We start from the raw sequence: 19,304 nt of genomic DNA on the forward strand, positions 1-19,304 counted from the left end.
AGGCAACCAAACCGGAGGTGGGCCAAGAAACCGCACCAACAATGGTCGTTCTGATAAGAAGTGAGGAAAAGCCTTGATGGGCTTTATAACGTAGGTATGTCTATTGCAATTGCATTTTTTGGGTTAACATTGTTGAATTTATGAAGCAAATTTATCAGAACCGCAAATGCTGAAAAACACTTACAGCTGTGTTACTTTATGCAACTATGCGTTGCTTTGTGCATCGTAACAGGCAATTTCCGATGTCAAAGATGTTAACTTATTCAGAAATCTTGAACCTCTGTATCATCCTCCAGAGGGAGGTGCGATTGATGCCCAGGATTTCCGAGGCCCTTGCCTTGTTGCCGTTTACCTTTCCAAGGATCTTAATGATATAGGCCCGTCCCATTTCCTCTAATGTCTGCAGGTCTTCATCATGGGCCAAGAGGCCTTTGTCGATAGCTGTTCGTATAGGCTCAGGCAAGCTTTCCTGTGTGATCTCGCTTGTTGTTTCGAGAAGTGTAGCCCGTTCTATCACGTTTTCGAGTTCTCGCACGTTCCCCGGCCAGGCATATTGCTCGAGCAGGCGGAGCACCTCTTTTGATAATCCCGTTATTGCCTTTTCGTTATTTGTGCAATACTTCCGGAGAAAATGGCCTGCCAAAGTCGCGATATCCTCTCTTCTCTCTCTGAGCGGGGGCAATCTCAGGGTTATTACATTCAGGCGGTAATACAGGTCCTCTCTGAATGAACCTGCTTTTATCATTTCTTCAAGGTTTTTGTTTGTTGCCGCAACAATCCTGACGTCAACTTTTTTTCTGGTTGTTGCACCTACCGGCTGTATCTCGCCATTTTCGAGCACTCGGAGCAAAACTTGTTGGAGACGAGCACTTATGTCCCCGATCTCATCAAGAAATACTGTGCCTCCATCAGCCACTTCGAAGACGCCCTGCTTATCCCTTGCGGCGCCGGTGAAAGCGCCTTTCACGTAGCCAAAAAGCTCGCTTTCCAGAAGAGATTCAGCCAAGGCCGCGCAATTGACAGGGAGAAAAGGTTTCTCTGAGCGAATACTATTATAGTGAATGGCCCTTGCCACAAGCTCCTTGCCGGTACCGGTCTCTCCTAAGATAAGAACGGTTGCCTTTGAGTCTTTGACTCTATCTATAGTCTTATAAACATCGATCATGCCTTCGCTGTTACCTACCACGTTTTCATAGCTGTATTTTTTCTTTAGTTGACTTCGCAAGAGCTTGTTATCATCGACAAGGGCTTTTCTTTCGAGCACTTTTTTTACGATTATTCTTATTTCGTCGAGATTGAACGGCTTTGCAATATAGTCTTCGGCTCCTTCCTTCATAGCTTCAACCGCTGTATCAACTGTCGCATAAGCCGTTATCATGATGGTGCTGATTTCAGGCCTTGACTTTCTAATTGCTTTTAGTATATCCATCCCATCGATGCCTGGAAGCTTGAGGTCGGTAATCACAAGATCATAATTTGTTGTACCAATTTTTGCGAGAGCCGCCTCCCCCGTCTCCACTGTCTCCACAGAGTACCCTTCCTTGAACATGATTTCCCTCAAGGCTGTTCTCATCTTCACATCATCTTCCACTATGAGGATTTGTGTTTGCTTCACTTGCTTTATCCTCCTCTATTCTCTATTATTTTCGTAACCGTTTTTCTGTACAACAAGTTCAATGGTAAAAGTTGTACCTGTGGGCAATGATGGGCTATCGTTCTTTTTCTGACAAAAACTTGTTACCCTTATATTCCCGCCCATCTTTCTCACCATCGAATAACTGATCGCCAGCCCCAATCCTGTGCCTTCAGCCAATGATTTTGTGGTAAAAAAAGGATCGAATATGTCGCCAAGGTACTCTTCGGGTATACCCGGCCCGGTATCCTGGATTTCGACAGTGACTTTTTGCAGGGCCTGTATGTATCGTGTGACAACTGTTAAGGTCCCGCCGTTATCCATGGCCTCTACCGCGTTTGTAATAATATTCATAAACACCTGATAGAGAATGCTGGCATTGCCTTTAACCAGAGGGATGCCTTCTTCTAAAGACTGTTTGACGTTGATTTTCCTGTCAAAACAGAATCTTTCAGAGATGTTTAAAAGCTTATAGAGAACCTCGTTAACATCGGTTATGAAAGAATCGGTCTGGGATTGTTTAGAGAAATCAAGGAGGCTTCGTATTATTCTGCTGCCCCTCTTTATTTCTTCTTCTATAAAGCTTAGTTTCTCTGTATAAGAAGGTGAAGAGTTCTTCATGTCCTCTTTCAGCATCTGGGTGTAAAGTAGGGCGCTGGCAAAAGGCGTATTCAGTTCGTGAGCGATTCCGGCGGTTAAAAGTCCCATAGAGGCAAGTTTGTCTTTTTGTATTAATTGTATTTCTAGTTCCTTATTTTGATGGTAGGCAGACTTTAGGAGGTTGGCGATTCTTTTTGATATGATGTACCCAGTCAGAATGATAAGCGCGATGAGGAGGAGCACGAAGCCGATAAATATTTTACGAAGAGTCTCGATATCGCTGAAGATTTCTTCGGAATCCTGTTCCCCAATAATAAACCAGTCAAGACCGGGGATCTTTTTGTAAACCCGCACAACCTTTTTACCCCTGTAATCAACATGTTCATCGGAACCGGCAGGCGTGAAATAGTGCGTGAATATTTCAGGGGCCATGCTATCTCCGGCACGGCCTTCACCTGCTCTGGTGGTGGTAAGGAAAACGCCGTCTTTGTTGATAAGGTAGACTTCACCCGTACTGCCAATGCTTGTGTCTTTCATGACATGCTCGATGCCTTGAAAATCAATCGTTGCACCGAGCAACGCCATGCCCCTCCCGTTGAGGGATGCTAACGGTACCGTTACAAGGAGGTCATGTTTTTTGAGTTCAGACAGATTTATGACACCCATAAAGGGTATTCCTTTTTTTGAAGACTTGAACCATTCCTGATCGAGCAAATTTTTCCTCAAAATCTTAAGGTTGCCTGTTTCAAAAAGGACAGATCCCTCTGCACTGATCACGAAGAAATGCTTATAGAGTTTGTACTCTCTCTGCATAAGCCTAAAATGATTTAACGCGGTTTCACTGCCGAGGTCTCGCATAGTGGCAGCCAAAAGATTGAGGTCACGTATGCGTTCGGACCTGAAGCCTTCTATCATCAAAACATTCTGCGCGATAATGGTGTCGAGATGAGACAATGCCTTATTTCGTACCAATTGAGATTCCTTCTTGTATATTACGGCAGCGAAAATAATAAGAGGGATTGACGATATAAGGACGAATATGGCGATGAGCTTTGTCCTGAACTTATCAAAATTAAAATTCATAATGGATCCCGCCGACCCAGCTTTGTGAATTCTGAGGAAATACCTGATTCTATCAAAAATAAATCCTGACATTCTTGGGTCGAAATGTGCAACATTAACTTTTTCCTATTAATTATAGCAAAATATGTGCCAAAAAAGTTGAAAAGAGCACATGATAAGATCATTCATAGTTCAGTTGCAAGGCATTGATACGTCTGCTGTAAATCACTGTTTATAACTATATACCAAGAAATAACCTGACAGTAGTGAAATAGATCAGCAGTCCGGTTATATCCACGATTGTTGTAAGGGCAGGGCTTGCCACCACCGCAGGATCCCATTTCATTTTTGCCGCACTCAAGGGTAACAAAGCGCCTATCACGGTTGCACTCACCACTTGCAGGCCAAGCGCGACGGCTATGGCCAAGCTGATCTTGGCGAGTGAAAAACCCGTAGGTATCTCCGACCCCCGAGACAGGAAAAATATCTTGCCCCAGGAGAGTATACTCAAAACTACGGCCAACAGAGCGGCGATCTTGATTTCCTTGGACAGAACCCTGAATAGGTCCGCTGAAGAGATCTCGCGCAGGATCAAGGCCCTGACGTGGCCGTCTGGCTGCCTGTGTTGCCGCCGGCGTCAGTAATCATGGGCATGTAGAGGGCTAAAATAAGTATTTGCATAAGCGTGGCCTCGAAACTGTGAATGATCATGCCTGACAACGAACCGAAAGCGGCGAGGCTGACGATCCAATATACCCTGTTCTTGAAATGTACCCATGATGAGGTCTTCAGGTATGCGCCCGGCTCGTGACTGCCTGATATGGCCATAAATTTTTCCATGTCTTCAGTGTGTTCCTGGGTTATAATGTCGATAGCATCATCGTAAGTGATGATTCCTACCAAAGCATCATCATCGTTGAGCACCGGTAAGGCAATCAGGTCGTACTTCTGAATTTTCTGTGCCGCATTTTCCTGATCATCCTCAACTTTGACCGAGATGATCTCATGGTGCATAATGTCTCTGACCCGGTCCTTGCGGGAAGCCACAATGAGGTCTTTAAGCGACACGAATCCGAGGAGCTTTCGGTCATCGTCCAACACGTAGGCGTAATAGATGGTTTCTCTGTTCGGCGCTATTTGTCGAAGTCGTTCCAATGCCTGCGATGCGTTCATTTGCGGCGAAAGCGTGGCGTAGTCCGAGGTCATGGCGGCGCCGACTGTACCCTCTTTGTAGGAGGCAAGGCGCCTAATATCTTCTCGCTCAGCCTGCGCCAAAGCCGGCAGAATACCCTCGCGCACATCTTCAGACAACTGTTTGAACAGGTCGGCCCGGTCATCAGGAGCCATGTCAGCCAACAGGCGGGCGATATCTTCACGTCGGAGCGCTTTGATGATTTCTGCCTGGATATTTTTGTCCAAATGACTGTAAATCTCGGCGCGAAGAAGTGGATCGGCGTATTGTAGAATAGCCCAAGCCTCTTTCCCGGAAAGGGTTGAAATCAATTCTGCAATGGCAGCGGGGTGTGCTGCCTTGTAAAGATTATGGAGTATTTTAGCATCCCCGACTGCGAGAAGATCGCGCAGTTCCGGGACGATGAATGCATTCTTGGTTCTCACAGTCACCTCCGTTACGGTCACAACGCATGGGCGACACGACCGGAGATGAAACAGTGGCTATACCTGGTTGGAGTACCGACCGTTCACATTACCGGCCGCAAGGCTTAAGCGTCGCGATCCAGGGTCGTCGATCTCGCTTTGTTTCAATTTTCGCGACTTGCGTTTACGGCCATGGCTGCTCGCTGAATCACTCATAAGGCCCCCTTTCATAAGATAATGTTTTACTAATCCATTGCTCATTCAGTTCAAAAATCCGGCTTTGACATCAGAAAAGCTAAGCTTTACTTATCTAAAATTGCTTCCCGTAACGTTAGACAACAAAGCGCGGTTCTGACTATCTTTTTGCATCGCCATGTTTATGGATTTCAGCGTATCTTTAACAGTGTCATAAAATACCGATTTCTCTGGATAATTGATAATGCCCTCCATCGCCCGCACAACAGACTCTCTTATGTGTTTGGTATTAGGCATTATTATTGGTAAAAGTACACGCAGGGCATTTACCGCAAGAATTCTAGAGTTGTTATTTATAGAGTTGTTAAGCATGATCGCAGCAAGGGCTTCTAAAAGCACATCCTTTGGATTTGTTATATCTTTGACATATGCAAGCAGTTTTTCTTCCTGCTCAGGATTTGGTCCCAGACGAAGAATTTTTGCTATACTATACTGATACTTTTCGAAATCGGCAATTCCTTGTCGCTCATAAATACGGATAAACGCTGTTGCCCATTTATCAATGGCTTCCGACAAATAGTATCTTTTCATGGTGTTCTCCTTTCGTTCTTGACAGACCGGCGAGATTGACCTGGAAAAGCATCACGATTCGGAAGGCAAGGATTTCTCATGCTTTAAGGAATCACTTCCAGAAGGTCTTATTTTTTTATTAAGCAAAGACCGTGCCAAAGGGAGGGAACGGAAATATTACCATAATTTCCCTTACGATCAGAGGCAAACTTGGCGAAGAAGGTCCGGGGATTCATCGGGCAGTCAAAAGGCATGTTGCATTATTCAACGCGCCGTTACATTATGCAACGCCGTTCTTGTCATGATTCCGTCGAGACCCGCGGTGAACACCCCAAATTGTCAAAAAAAGGAGGTATTGTTCCATATCGAGGAGAAATCATACATGATCCCCTCCCTTTTTAATTGCGACGTGTGGACCTTGTTTTGCATATATTCTAAACGGCCCGCAATTGATAACAACATCCGTAAAGGAGGGGAAATGGTGAAGGTACATTTACAACAAAAGGACACATGGTCTCTTCGTCCTACCGACATTCTTTTTCAAACGGTATACTGGAGTGAGGTAAAATCAAGATTAGGGTGGAAAACATTCGCCTTCGACTTTGCTTCGTTAGATACAGAAGCAGACATCCTTGTTTTATTAAGAGACTTCGGTCACGGCATTACGGGGGCGTATATCCAACAAGGTCCGGAATACGGCCCTCCTCCGGAACATTACGGCTTGTTTCTGGAGAAACTTTCGGAGGAAATGGTTAAACACCTCGACATGCCGATATCTTTCATCCGGTACGATCTTCCATGGGAATCGCAATACATAACCTGCGCCGATGATATTACGAAGTATCAAGGTGGGGCAATCCGCCCCGAACCGAGGCTGCAGGAACTGCGCATGAATTTTGGCACAAAGTCTTGGAACCTTCGGAAAGCCGCCATAGACATAACCGTTGCAGATGCGGTAATGATTGACCTTGCACGAACAGAAGCAGAGATTTTGTCGGATATGAAATCGAAAACCCGATACAATATACGTCTTGCCAAGCGAAGAGGGGTAGAAATAGTGTCCCTTTCTATCGACATGCTGCCGGTGTTTTACGACCTTTACCGACAGACAGCAGAACGTAACAAGTTCTTCCCGTGTAGTTACAGATATTTTTCCGCCTTATTCTCTGCGCTTCAGTCCAGTCCGGATTCTTCAGAAATTTACTTCCTTATTGCGAAACACAACCAAGAGGCGCTCGCCGGGGCGATCATAGGGATCTCCGGCAAAGTGGCGACGTATCTGTTCGGGGCGTCTTCAAACCAACGTCGTAATCTCATGGGGCCCTACGCGGTACAATGGGCCGGCATACTGCTTGCGCGGGAGAAAGGATGCCTCGCCTATGACATGGGGGCTGTGTCGCCCACAAAAGACAAACACCACCCATTCTACGGAATGTATCGATTCAAAACCGGTTTTGGAGGAAAGATTATTCACAGAAGTGGGACATGGGATTACCCCCTTGATCCGGATAAGTATTTGGTATTACGCAATGCCGAGGCGCTAGATAGGGGAACGTTCAGGTTTCCCTTTTGATCAAAAAGGTTCTAATCAGTCAAATAGGCATTGAGCACATATTGCATCATCATCCTTTGGGTATTAAAGAAAGAGCCGTTGGTTGCGATAGAGAAGAGCATTGTCTCGATGAACCGTTTCCTCTCGCGGTAAAAGAGAGGGATAATAACGTGCTCAAGCTTGTCATAGAGTGACGCTGCATCTCCGTTCCGGTCGTTTCCTCCTTCTTTCTCTACGCTTGTGTCTCCGACAGACCAACCCGTCAATCCTTCGATATGGCCTTCTATCCACCATCCGTCAAGTATGCTCAGACTGGGGACACCGTTAAGTGAAGCCTTCATCCCGCTGGTCCCGGATGCCTCCATTGGTGATTCAGGCGTATTTAGCCAAATATCCACACCGGCTGTTATCATTGCCCCCAAGGCCATGTCATAATCTTCGAGGTACACGACATTGATATCCTCCTTGAGGTTTTGTTTGGCCTGAAAGATCCTCTTGATAAGATTTTTCCCCTCTTGGTCACGGGGGTGGGCCTTGCCGGCATAAATTATCTGGATCTTTCCTGCTTCAGCGGATACCCTTTTCAACCTATCAATATCCTCAAACAGAAGGTCTCCCCTTTTATAGGCGGCGGCGCGCCGGGCAAATCCGATGGTAAATATATTCTCATCAAGCCTGGCTCCGGTCTTCATGTTGACAAAGTCGAGCAATCGTTTTTTAGCCTTCATGTGTGCGTCCCATATTTCCTGCTTCGGTATGCTCAGGGCATGGCGAAGGCTGAAGTTGTCTTGCTTCCACAAAGGGATGTATCGGTTTAAAAGTTTCTGGAAGGGCTCGGACATCCAGGTGGCCGCATGGACCCCGTTCGTGATGGCTTCGATTGAATACCCTGCAAACATCATCCGGGATACCTCTCCGTGTTTCCTTGCAACTCCGTTGATATACCGGCTTAGATTAAGTGCCAGGTAGGTCATATTGAGGACATTTCCCTCATAAAGTACCCCATTTAGGGCAAAAAAATCTTTTCGATCTCCTATCACTCTCCGTACCAGATCTAAGGGAAATTTGTCATGCCCGGCAGGAACAGGAGTGTGGGTCGTAAATACGCATCGTTTCCGTACAGTCTCAAGATCCTCTTCGATCAGAATCCATCTGCCCACTCTTTCTGCAGACTCATCAAGAAGAGCTAACGCCAAAAGCGCCGCATGTCCCTCGTTCATATGAAACGTCCTGATTTTGCCGTATCCCATTTTGCGCAGCATTCTGACACCACCAATGCCGAGGATAACCTCCTGGCAGAGCCGGTAATGATTGTCGCCGCCGTACAGGTAATGGGTCAATGTGCGGTCCCATTTTGAATTTTCCGGGAGGTCGGAGTCGAGAAAGTATACTGGTACCGTAAAACCGCCAATCCCTTTTAATTTATAACTCCATGGCCTGAGATAAACGGTACGTCCTTCAATAACCACAAATGATCTATCCGGCATCTCTTCCAGAAGGTCTTCAACGGGCCACTCGACAGGTTCTTCCCGCTGTGACCCATCCGCTCCGAGAATTTGGCGGAAGTATCCCTGGCGATGGAGTAAGGTTACTGCGACCATCGGTACCCTGAGATCGGCAGCAGAGCGAATCGTGTCTCCCGCAAGAACGCCCAGGCCACCGCTATATGTACGGATTTTTTCACTTAATCCTATTTCCATAGAAAAATACGCTATTGATCTTTGGGCGTTTATCGTGTGGAGCATACCATTCCCCCTTTATTTCTGCACCAATGACTTCTGATCCCAGGATAACATGGCCTCCAAAGCGACTCAGCAAGCTAACAGTGCAGGTTCTATCTTTTGTTGCGGCAAATCTTTTATTCGAAGCGCAATCGCATTGCGTTTATTCCTTGAAGCTTTCAAGCCTCTTACGCCTTGATGGGTGTTGAAGTCTTTTCAGGGCCTTGCGTTCAATCTGACGGATACGTTCCCGGGTAAGCCCAAAGACATCACCCACTTCTTCCAGGGTAAAAACGTTCTGGTTACCGATGCCGTAGCGCATTCTGATAACTTTCTCTTCCCTCGGAGTTAAGGTAGACAAAATTTTTTCTATCTCTTCCCTGAGGGAGGAACCTACAAGCTCTGCAAAAGGCGAAGATGCCTCTGAATCCGCGATAAAATCATTGAGCGTGGACGTGTCATTCCCGATCGGGGTTTCTATTGACACGGTATCACTGGAAATCGTCATAATTTTTTTGACTTTCCCCGATGATATTCCGGAAAAACGAGAAATCTCTTCGGGGCTTGGCTCTTCTCCCAACTCCTGGAAGAGGGCTACGGTAGCCTTGTTGATCTTATTTCTCACTTCAAGCACATGAACCGGTATCCTGATGGTCCGGGCGCAATCCGCTATTGCCCGTGATATACCTTGCTTCACCCACCACGTTGCAAATGTGGAGAACTTGTACCCTTTCCGATAATCATATTTTTCAACAGCCCTTAGGAGTCCCAAATTGCCTTCCTGGACAAGGTCAAGAAATGAAAGTCCCCGGTTACGATATCTTTTGGCGATGCTGATCACGAGCCTCAGATTGGCCTGGACAAGCCTGTTTTTGATGAACTTCAGTCTATTTTGAATTTCAATAACTTCCGCCAATTTTCTTTTCACGATACGCGCCTCTTCATCATCGATAAAATCAAATTGCTGCTCAATTTTTTTGATGATAGCAGCTATGATCTTCTTGCTAAGTTTGAGATCGCACAAGATTTTTTCTTTCCTGTTCTCGATCCTCTTAAGCCTCTTCGCAAGTTTGTTCCTGCTTATTTTGTCGATTCCCGGCAGCATTTTATTTATATCTTCCTTTTTCTCATGAAGATGCTTTACGGCATTGATGAGGGATAAGGTTTTTTTTCTGTATTTCCTCCCATCTTTTTTCGTATAGTTCACTTCATTAATGCCGCTGAGTACATCTAGTATATTTTTGGTTCCTTTCTCCAATTGTTGGCCTATTGCTGAAAGCTCGTTCAATGCCTGTGGCAGCTCAAACAAAGCGTTCCACGCCTTTCTTTCGGTATCTTCAATCTCTTCTTTAATCTGGCGTTCTTCGTAGGATGTGAAGACTGGTATATGTCCTATATCTCTTAAATATGACCATATTATATTATCAGTTGCATCTGAAGGCAATCCTTCAGATTCTTCCCCATCCGCGCTTTTTTTATTGTGTGGCGCAATTGCCTCTTCCATCTTTTTGAAAAGGTCGATACCAGGTTCTGAAAGAAAGTCGGGTACATCTCCGAAATCTTTAATTGTAATAGAATCATTTACTGCCATTTTTTAACTCCGAAAGTATATATGCGTTCATGCTGTACAACATCATTCCGCTATGAATACCGCACACAGCAATATTGCCCAGCGCGCCATCGCAATCATGTTTGGTTAAACGAAAGGGTTATCTTTTCAGCCGAGTCTAAAAATAATATTTTTCGAGTCTGTAACATGTTACAAAAATATACCGCTTTATTAGTGTATTCTTTAAAAGCGGATCGTATAATGTTTATAAAGCGGATCCAGATGCAAAATAAATGACTTGCTGTTTTACAGAAAATGCAAAAAATAAGCATAGTAGCAACCGTTCGTAAAAGCTCAAGGTTATAGTTCAAAACAACGCATTTCGCGTACAAAAGTAGATTATGCATACATATCGATACTGTATAGATCAGGAAGCACTGGCGCGGATACTTGACTGAAACTGAAAGTACATCAAAGCGTATTCTCGTCAGCGCAGGACCGCACAAAACGAGCTTCCCGGACTATTGAATCGATAAACGCACAACCAACAGAACTATTAAGAATATCACTTCAATGGTTTTCTTTATTTCTGTTTTTTCTTCTTTTTCTGATTTTCGTTTTTTTGCTTCAGACTCTTTTCCTTGTCCTTCTTGCCTTTATCGCCCATTATATGCCTCCTTCCTTTCTTTATAAAATAAACAACAACCGCGAGGCGACTTACCCATTTTCAAAAGTATCTTTTAAACGTTTTGTGCTTGTTCTCGTTGCCTCTTATTAAATCTTATTAAAGCGTTCACACATAACGAATCATTAACTCATCACTACGAGTTGCTTAAACAGATTAACCATTTTTTGCACCTTTTTTAAATTTTTAAAGCAAAGACCATGCCAATGGGGGGCGTGAAGCGTCACCATCATTTTTCTTGCGATAAGAGGCAAAACTGGCTAAATGGGGCAGCAAATGCAATGCGCAATCAAGAAGCGCGTTGCATTATTCAACACAGCGTTACATTTTGCAACATTAGTCTTGATGTGAGCATGCTGCGATCCGCGATGAACGCGCCATGACAAGACTTATCGACCTGCGGCATTGTGAAAACTGTTAAAGCCGGCTCTTTTTACGGTGTATTTTTTTCGGGTAGTTCTAATAAAATCAGCGGCGCCATTCCTTCTGGATAGGGCAATATTGCTCAATCCTTTTTATCAGTGTCTCCGGTTTGACCGGCTTGGCAATAAAATCCCTTCCGCCGATCTTTCCCCCGCGTCCCGAAAGCTCATCTTTTTTTACTACCGCGGTAACAAAAACAATGGGGATTGTGCTGGTCGGCTCATCATCAAGAAGGATCTCCGCGACCTGTCCACCATCAATATTCGGCATAACGATATCGAGGAAGATAAGGTCGGGTTTAATCTGCCTCGCAAGCCTGATGCCTTCCATGCCGTCTGTCGCGGTAAAGACCTGGTATTTCCTTGTTTTTTCCAGGTTCAGCTTTACAAAGAAGCAAAAGTCCTCTTCATCGTCAATGAGGAGGATCTTCTTTTTATCCATTGTAATGGCTCTCCTTTTCGAATGGATTGCAGGGCAGGGTGATCGTCACCGTTGTCCCTTTCCCCTCTTCGCTGCTGATGGCAATGCTGCCGTGATGGCGTTCAACGATCCCCTTTGTGATGGACAGGCCGAGCCCGGTGCCTTCGGAGTCCGTTTTTGTCGTGAAGAAGGGATCGAAAACATTTTTAAGGATCTCATCGGGTATGCCTGTTCCCGTATCCTCTATTACGGCCCTGACGCATGGTTCTCCATCCTTGTCTATCCCCGCTTTGGTGGTGAGCGTGATGGTGCCTCCATACTTCATCGCATCGGCGGCATTGATGAATATGTTGATGAAGACCTCCTTGATCTGGTTGCTGTCTACCCGTACCTTGGGGATGTGAAGGAAATAGTTCCGTATGACCTGTATGTTTCGCAGGCTCATCTGGTGCTCGACCATCGTGAGTGCCTCCTCGATGAGGGCGTTTATATCATCTTCGGTAAAGGAAGGGGGCTCCTGCCTAGAAAAACTGAGGAGGTTCTGGATCACCAAATCAGCCCGTATGGCCGATTTTTTTATCCTGTCGCAGGCATCGATAAGCGTGCCGTCCTCGACCGATGACTGGACATATGCGATCCCCTGGAGGATGATGCTGAGGGGGTTTTTCAGCTCATGGGCGATCCCGGCGGAGAGCTGCCCGAGGGACGCCATCTTCTTTGACTGGACAAGCATTGACTCTGACATCTTCAGCTCCTCGTATGCCTTAATAAGTTCTCTGTTTTTACCCTCAAGCTCATAGAGGAGCATGCGGAGCCTCTCTTCGGCGTGCTTGCGCTCGGTAATGTCCTGCATGCTGACCAGCGCCATGGGTCGTCCCTTGATTTCCAGTCTTGTTGTCGAGAGGAGAAAAATTGTACTCTGTGCCTGTCTTTTATTCGAGAAGGACATGTTTATTTCTACCTCTTTGCAATCGCGGCCAGTTTCGATTGTGTTTAATGCGGTAAGGCGGAGCATGCATTCCCTGCAGAAAGGACCGAAGCCACAGCCTTTCGGGCTATCAAGGGCATGGATACAATTCAGAGCCTCCCCGCAACGCATGTTTATCGTCTCATCCTCGGCCCTGCCCACAAAGTTGGACGTAAAGGCGTTTGTTTTGCGAATCTTCCACTCTTTATCCACAAGCATCATGATGAGCGGTGCATTATCGTAGATCGACCTTAACTCTTTCTCCTGATTTCTGATGGCTTTTTCTGTTCGTTTGCTAGCTGTGATATCTGTAACCATGGCAAAGAATCCCTGGACATCTCTCCTCGTATCTATATCAGGAATATATTCGCCGTGCACCCATCGTTCCCCACCGAGTGCATAGTCAAGAAGAGTTTCAAAAGATGCCTGCCTTCCCGATAGTGCAGATTCCATATAAGGCTTGACCTTCTCATGGGCGCGCAGGCCGAGGACTTCTTGGTAGTGTTTTCCCGTAATTTCAGTTACCGGGATGCCAAACCATTCTTCGTAACGCTTATTGGCAAAGCGGTAAAAACCGTTCTTGTCTATGTAGGATACAAATGCGGGAACATTATCAGTAATTACGCGGATTGTTTCTTCGCTTTTTCTCAAAGCATCTTCAATCTTATTGCGTTCGGTGATGTCCCGGATGGCGGCGAGGTGCGACTTCCGCCCCTTCCACATTAGATGGGTGGCGGTGATCTCAACGGGGAAGACGGCACCATCCTTTTTCCTGTGATACCGGAGGGGGACCACGGTCATCTCTTTCAGCGTTGCTTCCCGCGTCCTTTCCGGCTCAGCGGATACATCTCTGTGGTTCATCGAAAGGAGTTCTTCCCTGCTGTAGCCATAGAGAGATGATGCGGCCTTGTTGACCTCGAGGATCTGTCCTGTTTCGTTGTCGATGAGAAAAATAGCGTCAGAAACGAGATTGAAGATCAATCTGTATTGTTCCTCGCTCTCCTGAATTGCAGACTGGTTTTTTTCTGCGTTTCCCGGTGTGGATTTTGATGATCTTTTTTCCATGCTTCCCCTTTTTATTGCGTATTCCGATCCAACCCGACCACCGAATATGATTGAAGCCGACCACCCATTATGATCCAAGCCGACCACCCATTATGATGGACCCGGCCACCCCGGGCAAGCTGTCAGAGACGCTGGATAAAATCTACAGGATGCCGTTACACTTCTTCAAAAATTATGGAAGGAGCATCAATGGCATTCAGGAGGTTATCTATGCGAAAGTTAAAAGAAATGTTCAGGCTCTGCTTAGGAACAGGATTATCGGTACGACAGGCGGCAAAAAGCTTATGTGTCGGCAGAACCACCGTCAGGGATTACCTCGAACGGGCAAGAAAGGCAGGCCTCAGTTGGCCCCTGCCGGAGGATCTGGATGAGGCTGCTTTAGAGAATCTCCTCTTTCCCTCCAGCATTCCGTTATCGGTAGAAAAACGGAACATGCCGCCCTTCGAGTACATCCACAAGGAGCTTGCCAGAAAGGGGGTCACCCTTCAACTGCTCTGGCACGAATACCGGGAGAACAATCCTGAGGGTTACCAGTACAGTCAGTTCTGTCTTCGTTACCGGGCATGGAAAAAGACGCTCGACATCTCCTTCCGTAACGACTACAAGGCAGGAGAAAGATGTTTCGTCGATTATGCAGGCGATACGATACCGATCCATGATCCTGTCACCGGCAAGGTGATCCCCGCATATCTGTTTGTTGCTACCCTGGGGGCAAGCAACTACACCTATGCAGAGGCGCACCTTTCTTTAGATCTCCCCTCATGGATCAGAGCACATGTCCACACGTTTGAGTATTTTGGCGCAGTTCCTGCCATCACCACCCCGGATAATACAAAAACAGGCATCACCCATCCGTCCCGGTATGAGCCCGACCTTAACCCCACCTATCAGGATATGGCGGCACACTATGGTACAACGGTGATCCCCGCCCGGGTGAAAAAACCCAAGGACAAGGCGAAAGTGGAATCGTCGGTTCTCATCGCGGAACGATGGATCATTGCCGCACTCAGGAACCACACCTTCTTCTCTATCGGAGAACTGAACAGGATGATTAGACAGAAAGTCGAAGACATGAACAACCGTCCTCTGCAGAAGATGAAAGTATCGCGACGAGAGCTCTTTGAGACGATCGACAGACCGGCCATGCAACCCTTGCCTCAGCAACCCTATGAATATGCCGGGTGGGAGAAGCACAAAGTCAACATTGACTATCACGTGGAGATCAGCCGTCACTATTACAGCGTTCCCTATCAATTACGGGGTATGGTGGTTGACACACGCGTCACGGCGGGTACCGTTGAGATATTCTTCAAGGGGAGAAGGGTGGCCGGCCACGCAAGGAACTGTTCTCCCGGCAGGCACACAACGCTCAGTGAACATATGCCTGAATCACACAAACGCTACCTGGAATGGACCCCCTCCCGCATTATCCGCTGGGCAGAAAAGACCGGACCATCGACAGCGGAGCTCGTCACAGAGATCATGGAAAGAAAGACCCATCCCGAACAGGGCTTTCGAAGCTGTCTCGGGGTTATGCGCCTGGCACGACGATACGGGGAAGAGAGGTTGGAGGCTGCATGCAGACGAGCTCTTCTGCTGAAAGCTTACTCATACAAGAGTGTCGAATCAATCCTGAAGAACAACCTTGACGGAAAGACTCTCCTTTTAGAGACGCCTTCCGGCAATACTCTCCCCCATGAAAACATCAGAGGCAGAGCCTATTATGAACTTGACAAGGAGGACGCATATGTTGAACGAACAGACGATGGAGAAACTCTACGCGATGAAACTTGCCGGCATGGCAGAGGCATTGAAGGAACAATGGTCGCATCCCGCTGCGACCGATCTCTCATTTGAGGAGCGCTTCGGCATGCTCGTCGACGCAGAGCATCTCTTGAGGGAAAATGGGAGGATGAAACGGTTGCTTCACGGCGCCAGGCTCAAATTATCGGCCTCAATGGAAGACATCGATTACCGCACGCCCCGTGGTCTCGACAAATCCGTCATCCTAAGCCTTGGGACCTGTGGATGGATAGAGCGCCACCAGAACGTGATCATCATAGGACCGACAGGATCGGGAAAAACGTTTCTCTCCTGTGCTTTAGCCCACAAAGCCTGCCGCAAGGGGTTAAGCGCATACTACATGAGAACCCCGAAGCTCTCCTACACCCTTGCCATTGCCAGGGCGGATGGGAGCTATGCGAAAACCTTAACGAGACTTGCCAGGGCACGGGTTCTGGTCCTCGATGATTTTGGACTGTCACCCCTGACTGATCCGGAGCGGAGAGACCTCCTGGAGGTGATCGAAGACAGGCACGGTACGGCATCAACCATCATAGCGAGTCAGCTGCCCGTAGACCACTGGCATGAAATGATAGGCGATCCAACCATTGCCGATGCCCTGCTTGACAGGCTGGTTCACAACGCACATCGGATACACCTGAAAGGGGAATCGATGAGAAAGAGAAAAGCATCATTGACACACAAGGAAGAGATGGGGTAAGGTAGCAAAGAAACCATGCGTCGCCTGACGGCTCCGATCAGGGTGGCCGGGTCCATCATAATGACTGGCCGGCTTGCTTCGGAACAGGTGGCCGGGTTGAATCATAACACGTGGCCGACTTCATCGGAATACGCATTTTTATCATGCCCCAGGGTTATCGATTCTTTGTACATTACATCATTTATTTTCAACCGCAAATATTGTTCCATCATTATTCTTTTGAGAAATAGAGATGAAACCAGATACTTCTTATAAGTATATACATGTAAGTATTCAAAATAAATTAAAAAAATACATATTTAAAGTATGACATAGCTTTACCAGAATGATTTTAAGAAGCTCTGTGGCCGTTATCCTGTTATACCTTTTTTATATCGGTAATTCATATTGTATTTAATTCTGTACAATAAGTTTGCTTCGTGATCGTTATTATCTCTACCTTAAGCATGGTCGTAAGGGCGTCCTGGAGGATTATGGAGCAGGGACAATTGGTTTACACATTGACAACCTCTGGAGCAGGATCAGGACAAAGATGGCGGAAAGGAGAGTCCCCCCGCATCATCGACGCAACTATAAAGAAGGACAGTGCGGCAAGGTAACAAGTGCCGCCGTCGTTCTCTGAAAGCCTTGACGTTTATCACCTTCTTGTTGTAAGTATAATGGTGTAATGGTGCCACTGCAATTTCTGAAAACACAGAAAAAGATAGTTTAGGGGTAACTATTGGGGTAACTGAGAAAACAATAATTTGTAACTAATCAATATAATTATATTAATATAGTTCATTTAAACTCCCTCTCTCTCCGCCAAAACTCCCCGATCCTTATTGCTCATCGACCAAAAAGATGCTACCATAGAAAAAACAGGAATAACGAAATGGCGGTGAAAAAGGCAAAAAAGGAAAAGAACCTGCAGGGCCATTTTCAGGACATACTTGAGGCCGCCAGCCTTCTGGGCTCCAGTACGCTTCCCGAGAAGGTCATTGAGATGGTGCTTAACGATCTCAGTGAGAGACTCGGGAAAAGGGCCAGATGCGCCTTTCTTGAAGGAGATGATCTGACGCTCAGGTTCTGGGCCGGTGACCATGTCTGCCCGATAAAAGGGGTTCAGATACATAAAGACAGCATTGTCTGGGATGCCGTGAAGAAGGGCGTTGCCGTCAACCTGACAGATCCCCACCAGACGAACGGCTACAAGCACACGTTGAGCGCGCCGATCAAGGTCAAGGCCATTGTTCCGCTGGGCTATGTTGATCCCATGACACAGCAGGAGAACAAACTGGGGGTCTTGATTGTTGATTCAGGAAAAGAGGAGACCCCGATCTCGGCAGAGGACTTCCAGTACCTCCAGGTCATCGGACAGCTCATCAGCGCTATCATCGGGAGGGCAAAGCTTGTCCAGCAGCTCATGACCTCCTGCAGCCGGCAGGAGTCGATCCTGATGGAGACAACGCATAACTTCAGGAACCGCATCGTGGTCATCGCCGGTTTCTCCCGCCAGATCGCGCAGATGGCGCAAGGCACGGAGCTGGCCGAAAAGGCCATAATCCTCCAGGAGGAAGTAAAAGCGCTTGAATCCAACCTCGCCGTGTTTGAAAAGTATATGTCCATAAAAACCTGACGTAATCAGTTACCAGCATTCAGCACACAGCCGTCAGCTAAAACAAAAAGCAGGAGATGACGAAAACAAAAAAGGCTTTAAGCTGAAAGCTGATCGCTGATAGCTGTAAGCTAAAGCGGGTTTCGTAATTCACTTCACAGCGGATGTCATAGCTGATATAATGAATAATGTATGATTTCCCGTAAGAGGTGAACAGATGACTGAAGATAGTAAAGAGGTTCTCACCGATTGCACGCTCTGTTACCATAGCTGCGGAACTGTTGTAACTGTTGAAGACGGGAAGGCCGTAAAGATAAAAGGGCTTGAGTCGCACCCGTTAAACAGGGGCATGCTCTGCCCGAAGGGGAGGGCGGCGCTTGATAATGTCTATAACCCAGATCGTTTAAAATACCCGTTAAAAAAGATAGACGGTAGTTTTCAACGGATAACGTGGGATCAGGCCCTCGACGAGATAGCAGAGAAGCTTTTGAAGCTCAGGGAAGAATTCGGCCCCGGCGTGCTCGGCGTGTTCAGCGGGTCCATCGGCGTGGAAAACCTTGAGATGGCAGGCCTGACGCACAGGTTTGAAGCGGCCTTCGGATCGCCGAATTTCTTCTCGGTGGAAAGCATTTGTTACAGGATGAGGATCAGGACAAGGCAGATCACCTTCGGAAAATATCCGACAGAGGAGCTTGACTCAAACCTCTACATACTGTGGGGACATAACCCTCAGGAATCAGATTTCCCATTGCTGCTTGCCATTAAGAAGAATTTGAAGAAGGGGGCAAAGGTTGTTGTTATTGATCCCAAGAGGATCTCTCTTGCCGACAGCGCGGAGATGTATATCAAAATAAGGCCCGGGACAGATGGGGCCTTAGCCCTTGCCATGATAAATGTGATCGTCAATGAGAGACTTTACGACGTTGACTTTATCGATAAGTACACATCCGGATTTGACAGGCTTGTTCCCCATATCCAGAAATATCCCCCTGAGTGGGCGGAGAAGATAACATGGGTGCCTGCTGCCGATATCCGCAGACTTGCCGGGTTATTCGCGGGGACGAAAGGTGCGGGCATCTATCAGGGGACATGTACGCAGGACCAGACAGCAAACGGGACTCAGAACAGTCGCGCCTTCTCAATCCTCCAGATCATTACCGGCAATA

General features: G+C 46.9%; 13 protein-coding genes and 1 pseudogene. 5 read left to right on the forward strand and 9 right to left on the reverse strand.

Translation table 11 applies throughout. The annotated features are described in order from the left end of the window. Positions 1 to 259: 259 nt before the first annotated feature. From PHU49_05225 to PHU49_05245, 5 genes are all read right to left on the reverse strand, one after another. Positions 260 to 1,615 (reverse strand): sigma-54 dependent transcriptional regulator, encoded by a 1,356-nt coding sequence (locus PHU49_05225; GenBank protein ID MDD5243399.1) that lies wholly within the window; start codon positions 1,613 to 1,615, stop codon positions 260 to 262. Positions 1,616 to 1,630: 15 nt separating this feature from the next. Continuing rightward, entirely contained in the window at positions 1,631 to 3,316 is a 1,686-nt protein-coding gene (locus PHU49_05230; GenBank protein ID MDD5243400.1) for an ATP-binding protein, read from the reverse strand. Positions 3,317 to 3,533: 217 nt separating this feature from the next. After that, a complete protein-coding gene (locus PHU49_05235; GenBank protein ID MDD5243401.1) occupies positions 3,534 to 3,890 on the reverse strand; it encodes a magnesium transporter in 357 nt (118 codons plus the stop codon). Further along, on the reverse strand, positions 3,887 to 4,912 hold the full coding sequence (gene mgtE, locus PHU49_05240) for a magnesium transporter (protein MDD5243402.1): 1,026 nt from the start codon (positions 4,910 to 4,912) through the stop codon (positions 3,887 to 3,889). Before mgtE ends, PHU49_05235 begins: the two co-directional genes overlap by 4 nt. Positions 4,913 to 5,197: 285 nt before the next feature. Then, positions 5,198 to 5,677 carry a hypothetical protein gene (locus PHU49_05245; GenBank protein MDD5243403.1) on the reverse strand — a complete coding sequence of 160 codons (480 nt, stop codon included), beginning with the start codon at positions 5,675 to 5,677 and terminating at the stop codon, positions 5,198 to 5,200. Between the two features lie 457 nt (positions 5,678 to 6,134). Between PHU49_05245 and PHU49_05250 the strand changes: the two genes are divergently transcribed. Further along, on the forward strand, positions 6,135 to 7,229 hold the full coding sequence (locus tag PHU49_05250; protein MDD5243404.1) for a peptidoglycan bridge formation glycyltransferase FemA/FemB family protein: 1,095 nt from the start codon (positions 6,135 to 6,137) through the stop codon (positions 7,227 to 7,229). A gap of 11 nt (positions 7,230 to 7,240) precedes the next feature. Here the strand turns inward: PHU49_05250 and glgP are convergent, their stop codons facing one another. The 4 genes from glgP to PHU49_05270 form a co-directional block, all read right to left on the reverse strand. After that, positions 7,241 to 8,953: an alpha-glucan family phosphorylase gene (glgP, locus tag PHU49_05255; GenBank protein ID MDD5243405.1), complete on the reverse strand. Its 1,713-nt coding sequence runs from the start codon at positions 8,951 to 8,953 to the stop codon at positions 7,241 to 7,243. 139 nt (positions 8,954 to 9,092) lie between these two features. Then, positions 9,093 to 10,520: a sigma-70 family RNA polymerase sigma factor gene (locus tag PHU49_05260; protein ID MDD5243406.1), complete on the reverse strand. Its 1,428-nt coding sequence runs from the start codon at positions 10,518 to 10,520 to the stop codon at positions 9,093 to 9,095. A 1,111-nt stretch (positions 10,521 to 11,631) separates the two neighbouring features. Further along, positions 11,632 to 12,027, reverse strand: coding sequence for a response regulator (locus PHU49_05265; protein ID MDD5243407.1), 396 nt, complete (start codon positions 12,025 to 12,027; stop codon positions 11,632 to 11,634). Next, complete coding sequence (locus PHU49_05270; GenBank protein ID MDD5243408.1) at positions 12,020 to 14,038, reverse strand: PAS domain S-box protein; 2,019 nt, start codon at positions 14,036 to 14,038, stop codon at positions 12,020 to 12,022. The genes PHU49_05265 and PHU49_05270 overlap by 8 nt, the downstream gene beginning before the upstream one ends. Before the next feature lie 189 nt (positions 14,039 to 14,227). On the opposite strand from PHU49_05270, the pseudogene istA reads away from it, so the two are divergent. The 4 genes and pseudogenes from istA to PHU49_05290 form a co-directional block, all read left to right on the forward strand. Beyond that, a pseudogene (gene istA, locus PHU49_05275) lies at positions 14,228 to 15,763 on the forward strand (IS21 family transposase). Positions 15,764 to 15,785: 22 nt separating this feature from the next. After that, a complete protein-coding gene (gene istB, locus PHU49_05280; GenBank protein ID MDD5243409.1) occupies positions 15,786 to 16,541 on the forward strand; it encodes an IS21-like element helper ATPase IstB in 756 nt (251 codons plus the stop codon). Between the two features lie 874 nt (positions 16,542 to 17,415). Further along, complete coding sequence (locus PHU49_05285) at positions 17,416 to 18,159, forward strand: GAF domain-containing protein (GenBank protein ID MDD5243410.1); 744 nt, start codon at positions 17,416 to 17,418, stop codon at positions 18,157 to 18,159. Positions 18,160 to 18,355: 196 nt separating this feature from the next. Further along, positions 18,356 to 19,304: molybdopterin-dependent oxidoreductase (locus PHU49_05290; GenBank protein MDD5243411.1), on the forward strand; the 949-nt coding region annotated here is incomplete at its 3' end.

Source organism: Syntrophorhabdaceae bacterium (genome assembly GCA_028713955.1).
GTDB lineage: Bacteria > Desulfobacterota > Syntrophorhabdia > Syntrophorhabdales > Syntrophorhabdaceae > UBA5609.

What these genes read in the sequence shown, in the direction of transcription:
- PHU49_05230 (MDD5243400.1), bottom strand. Translation starts at nt 3,316, where the DNA reads ATGAATTTTAATTTTGATAAGTTCAGGACAAAGCTCATCGCCATATTC.
- PHU49_05245 (MDD5243403.1), bottom strand. Translation starts at nt 5,677, where the DNA reads ATGAAAAGATACTATTTGTCGGAAGCCATTGATAAATGGGCAACAGCG.
- PHU49_05250 (MDD5243404.1), top strand. Translation starts at nt 6,135, where the DNA reads ATGGTGAAGGTACATTTACAACAAAAGGACACATGGTCTCTTCGTCCT.
- glgP (MDD5243405.1), bottom strand. Translation starts at nt 8,953, where the DNA reads ATGCTCCACACGATAAACGCCCAAAGATCAATAGCGTATTTTTCTATG.
- PHU49_05260 (MDD5243406.1), bottom strand. Translation starts at nt 10,520, where the DNA reads ATGGCAGTAAATGATTCTATTACAATTAAAGATTTCGGAGATGTACCC.
- PHU49_05265 (MDD5243407.1), bottom strand. Translation starts at nt 12,027, where the DNA reads ATGGATAAAAAGAAGATCCTCCTCATTGACGATGAAGAGGACTTTTGC.
- PHU49_05270 (MDD5243408.1), bottom strand. Translation starts at nt 14,038, where the DNA reads ATGGAAAAAAGATCATCAAAATCCACACCGGGAAACGCAGAAAAAAAC.
- istB (MDD5243409.1), top strand. Translation starts at nt 15,786, where the DNA reads ATGTTGAACGAACAGACGATGGAGAAACTCTACGCGATGAAACTTGCC.
- PHU49_05285 (MDD5243410.1), top strand. Translation starts at nt 17,416, where the DNA reads ATGGCGGTGAAAAAGGCAAAAAAGGAAAAGAACCTGCAGGGCCATTTT.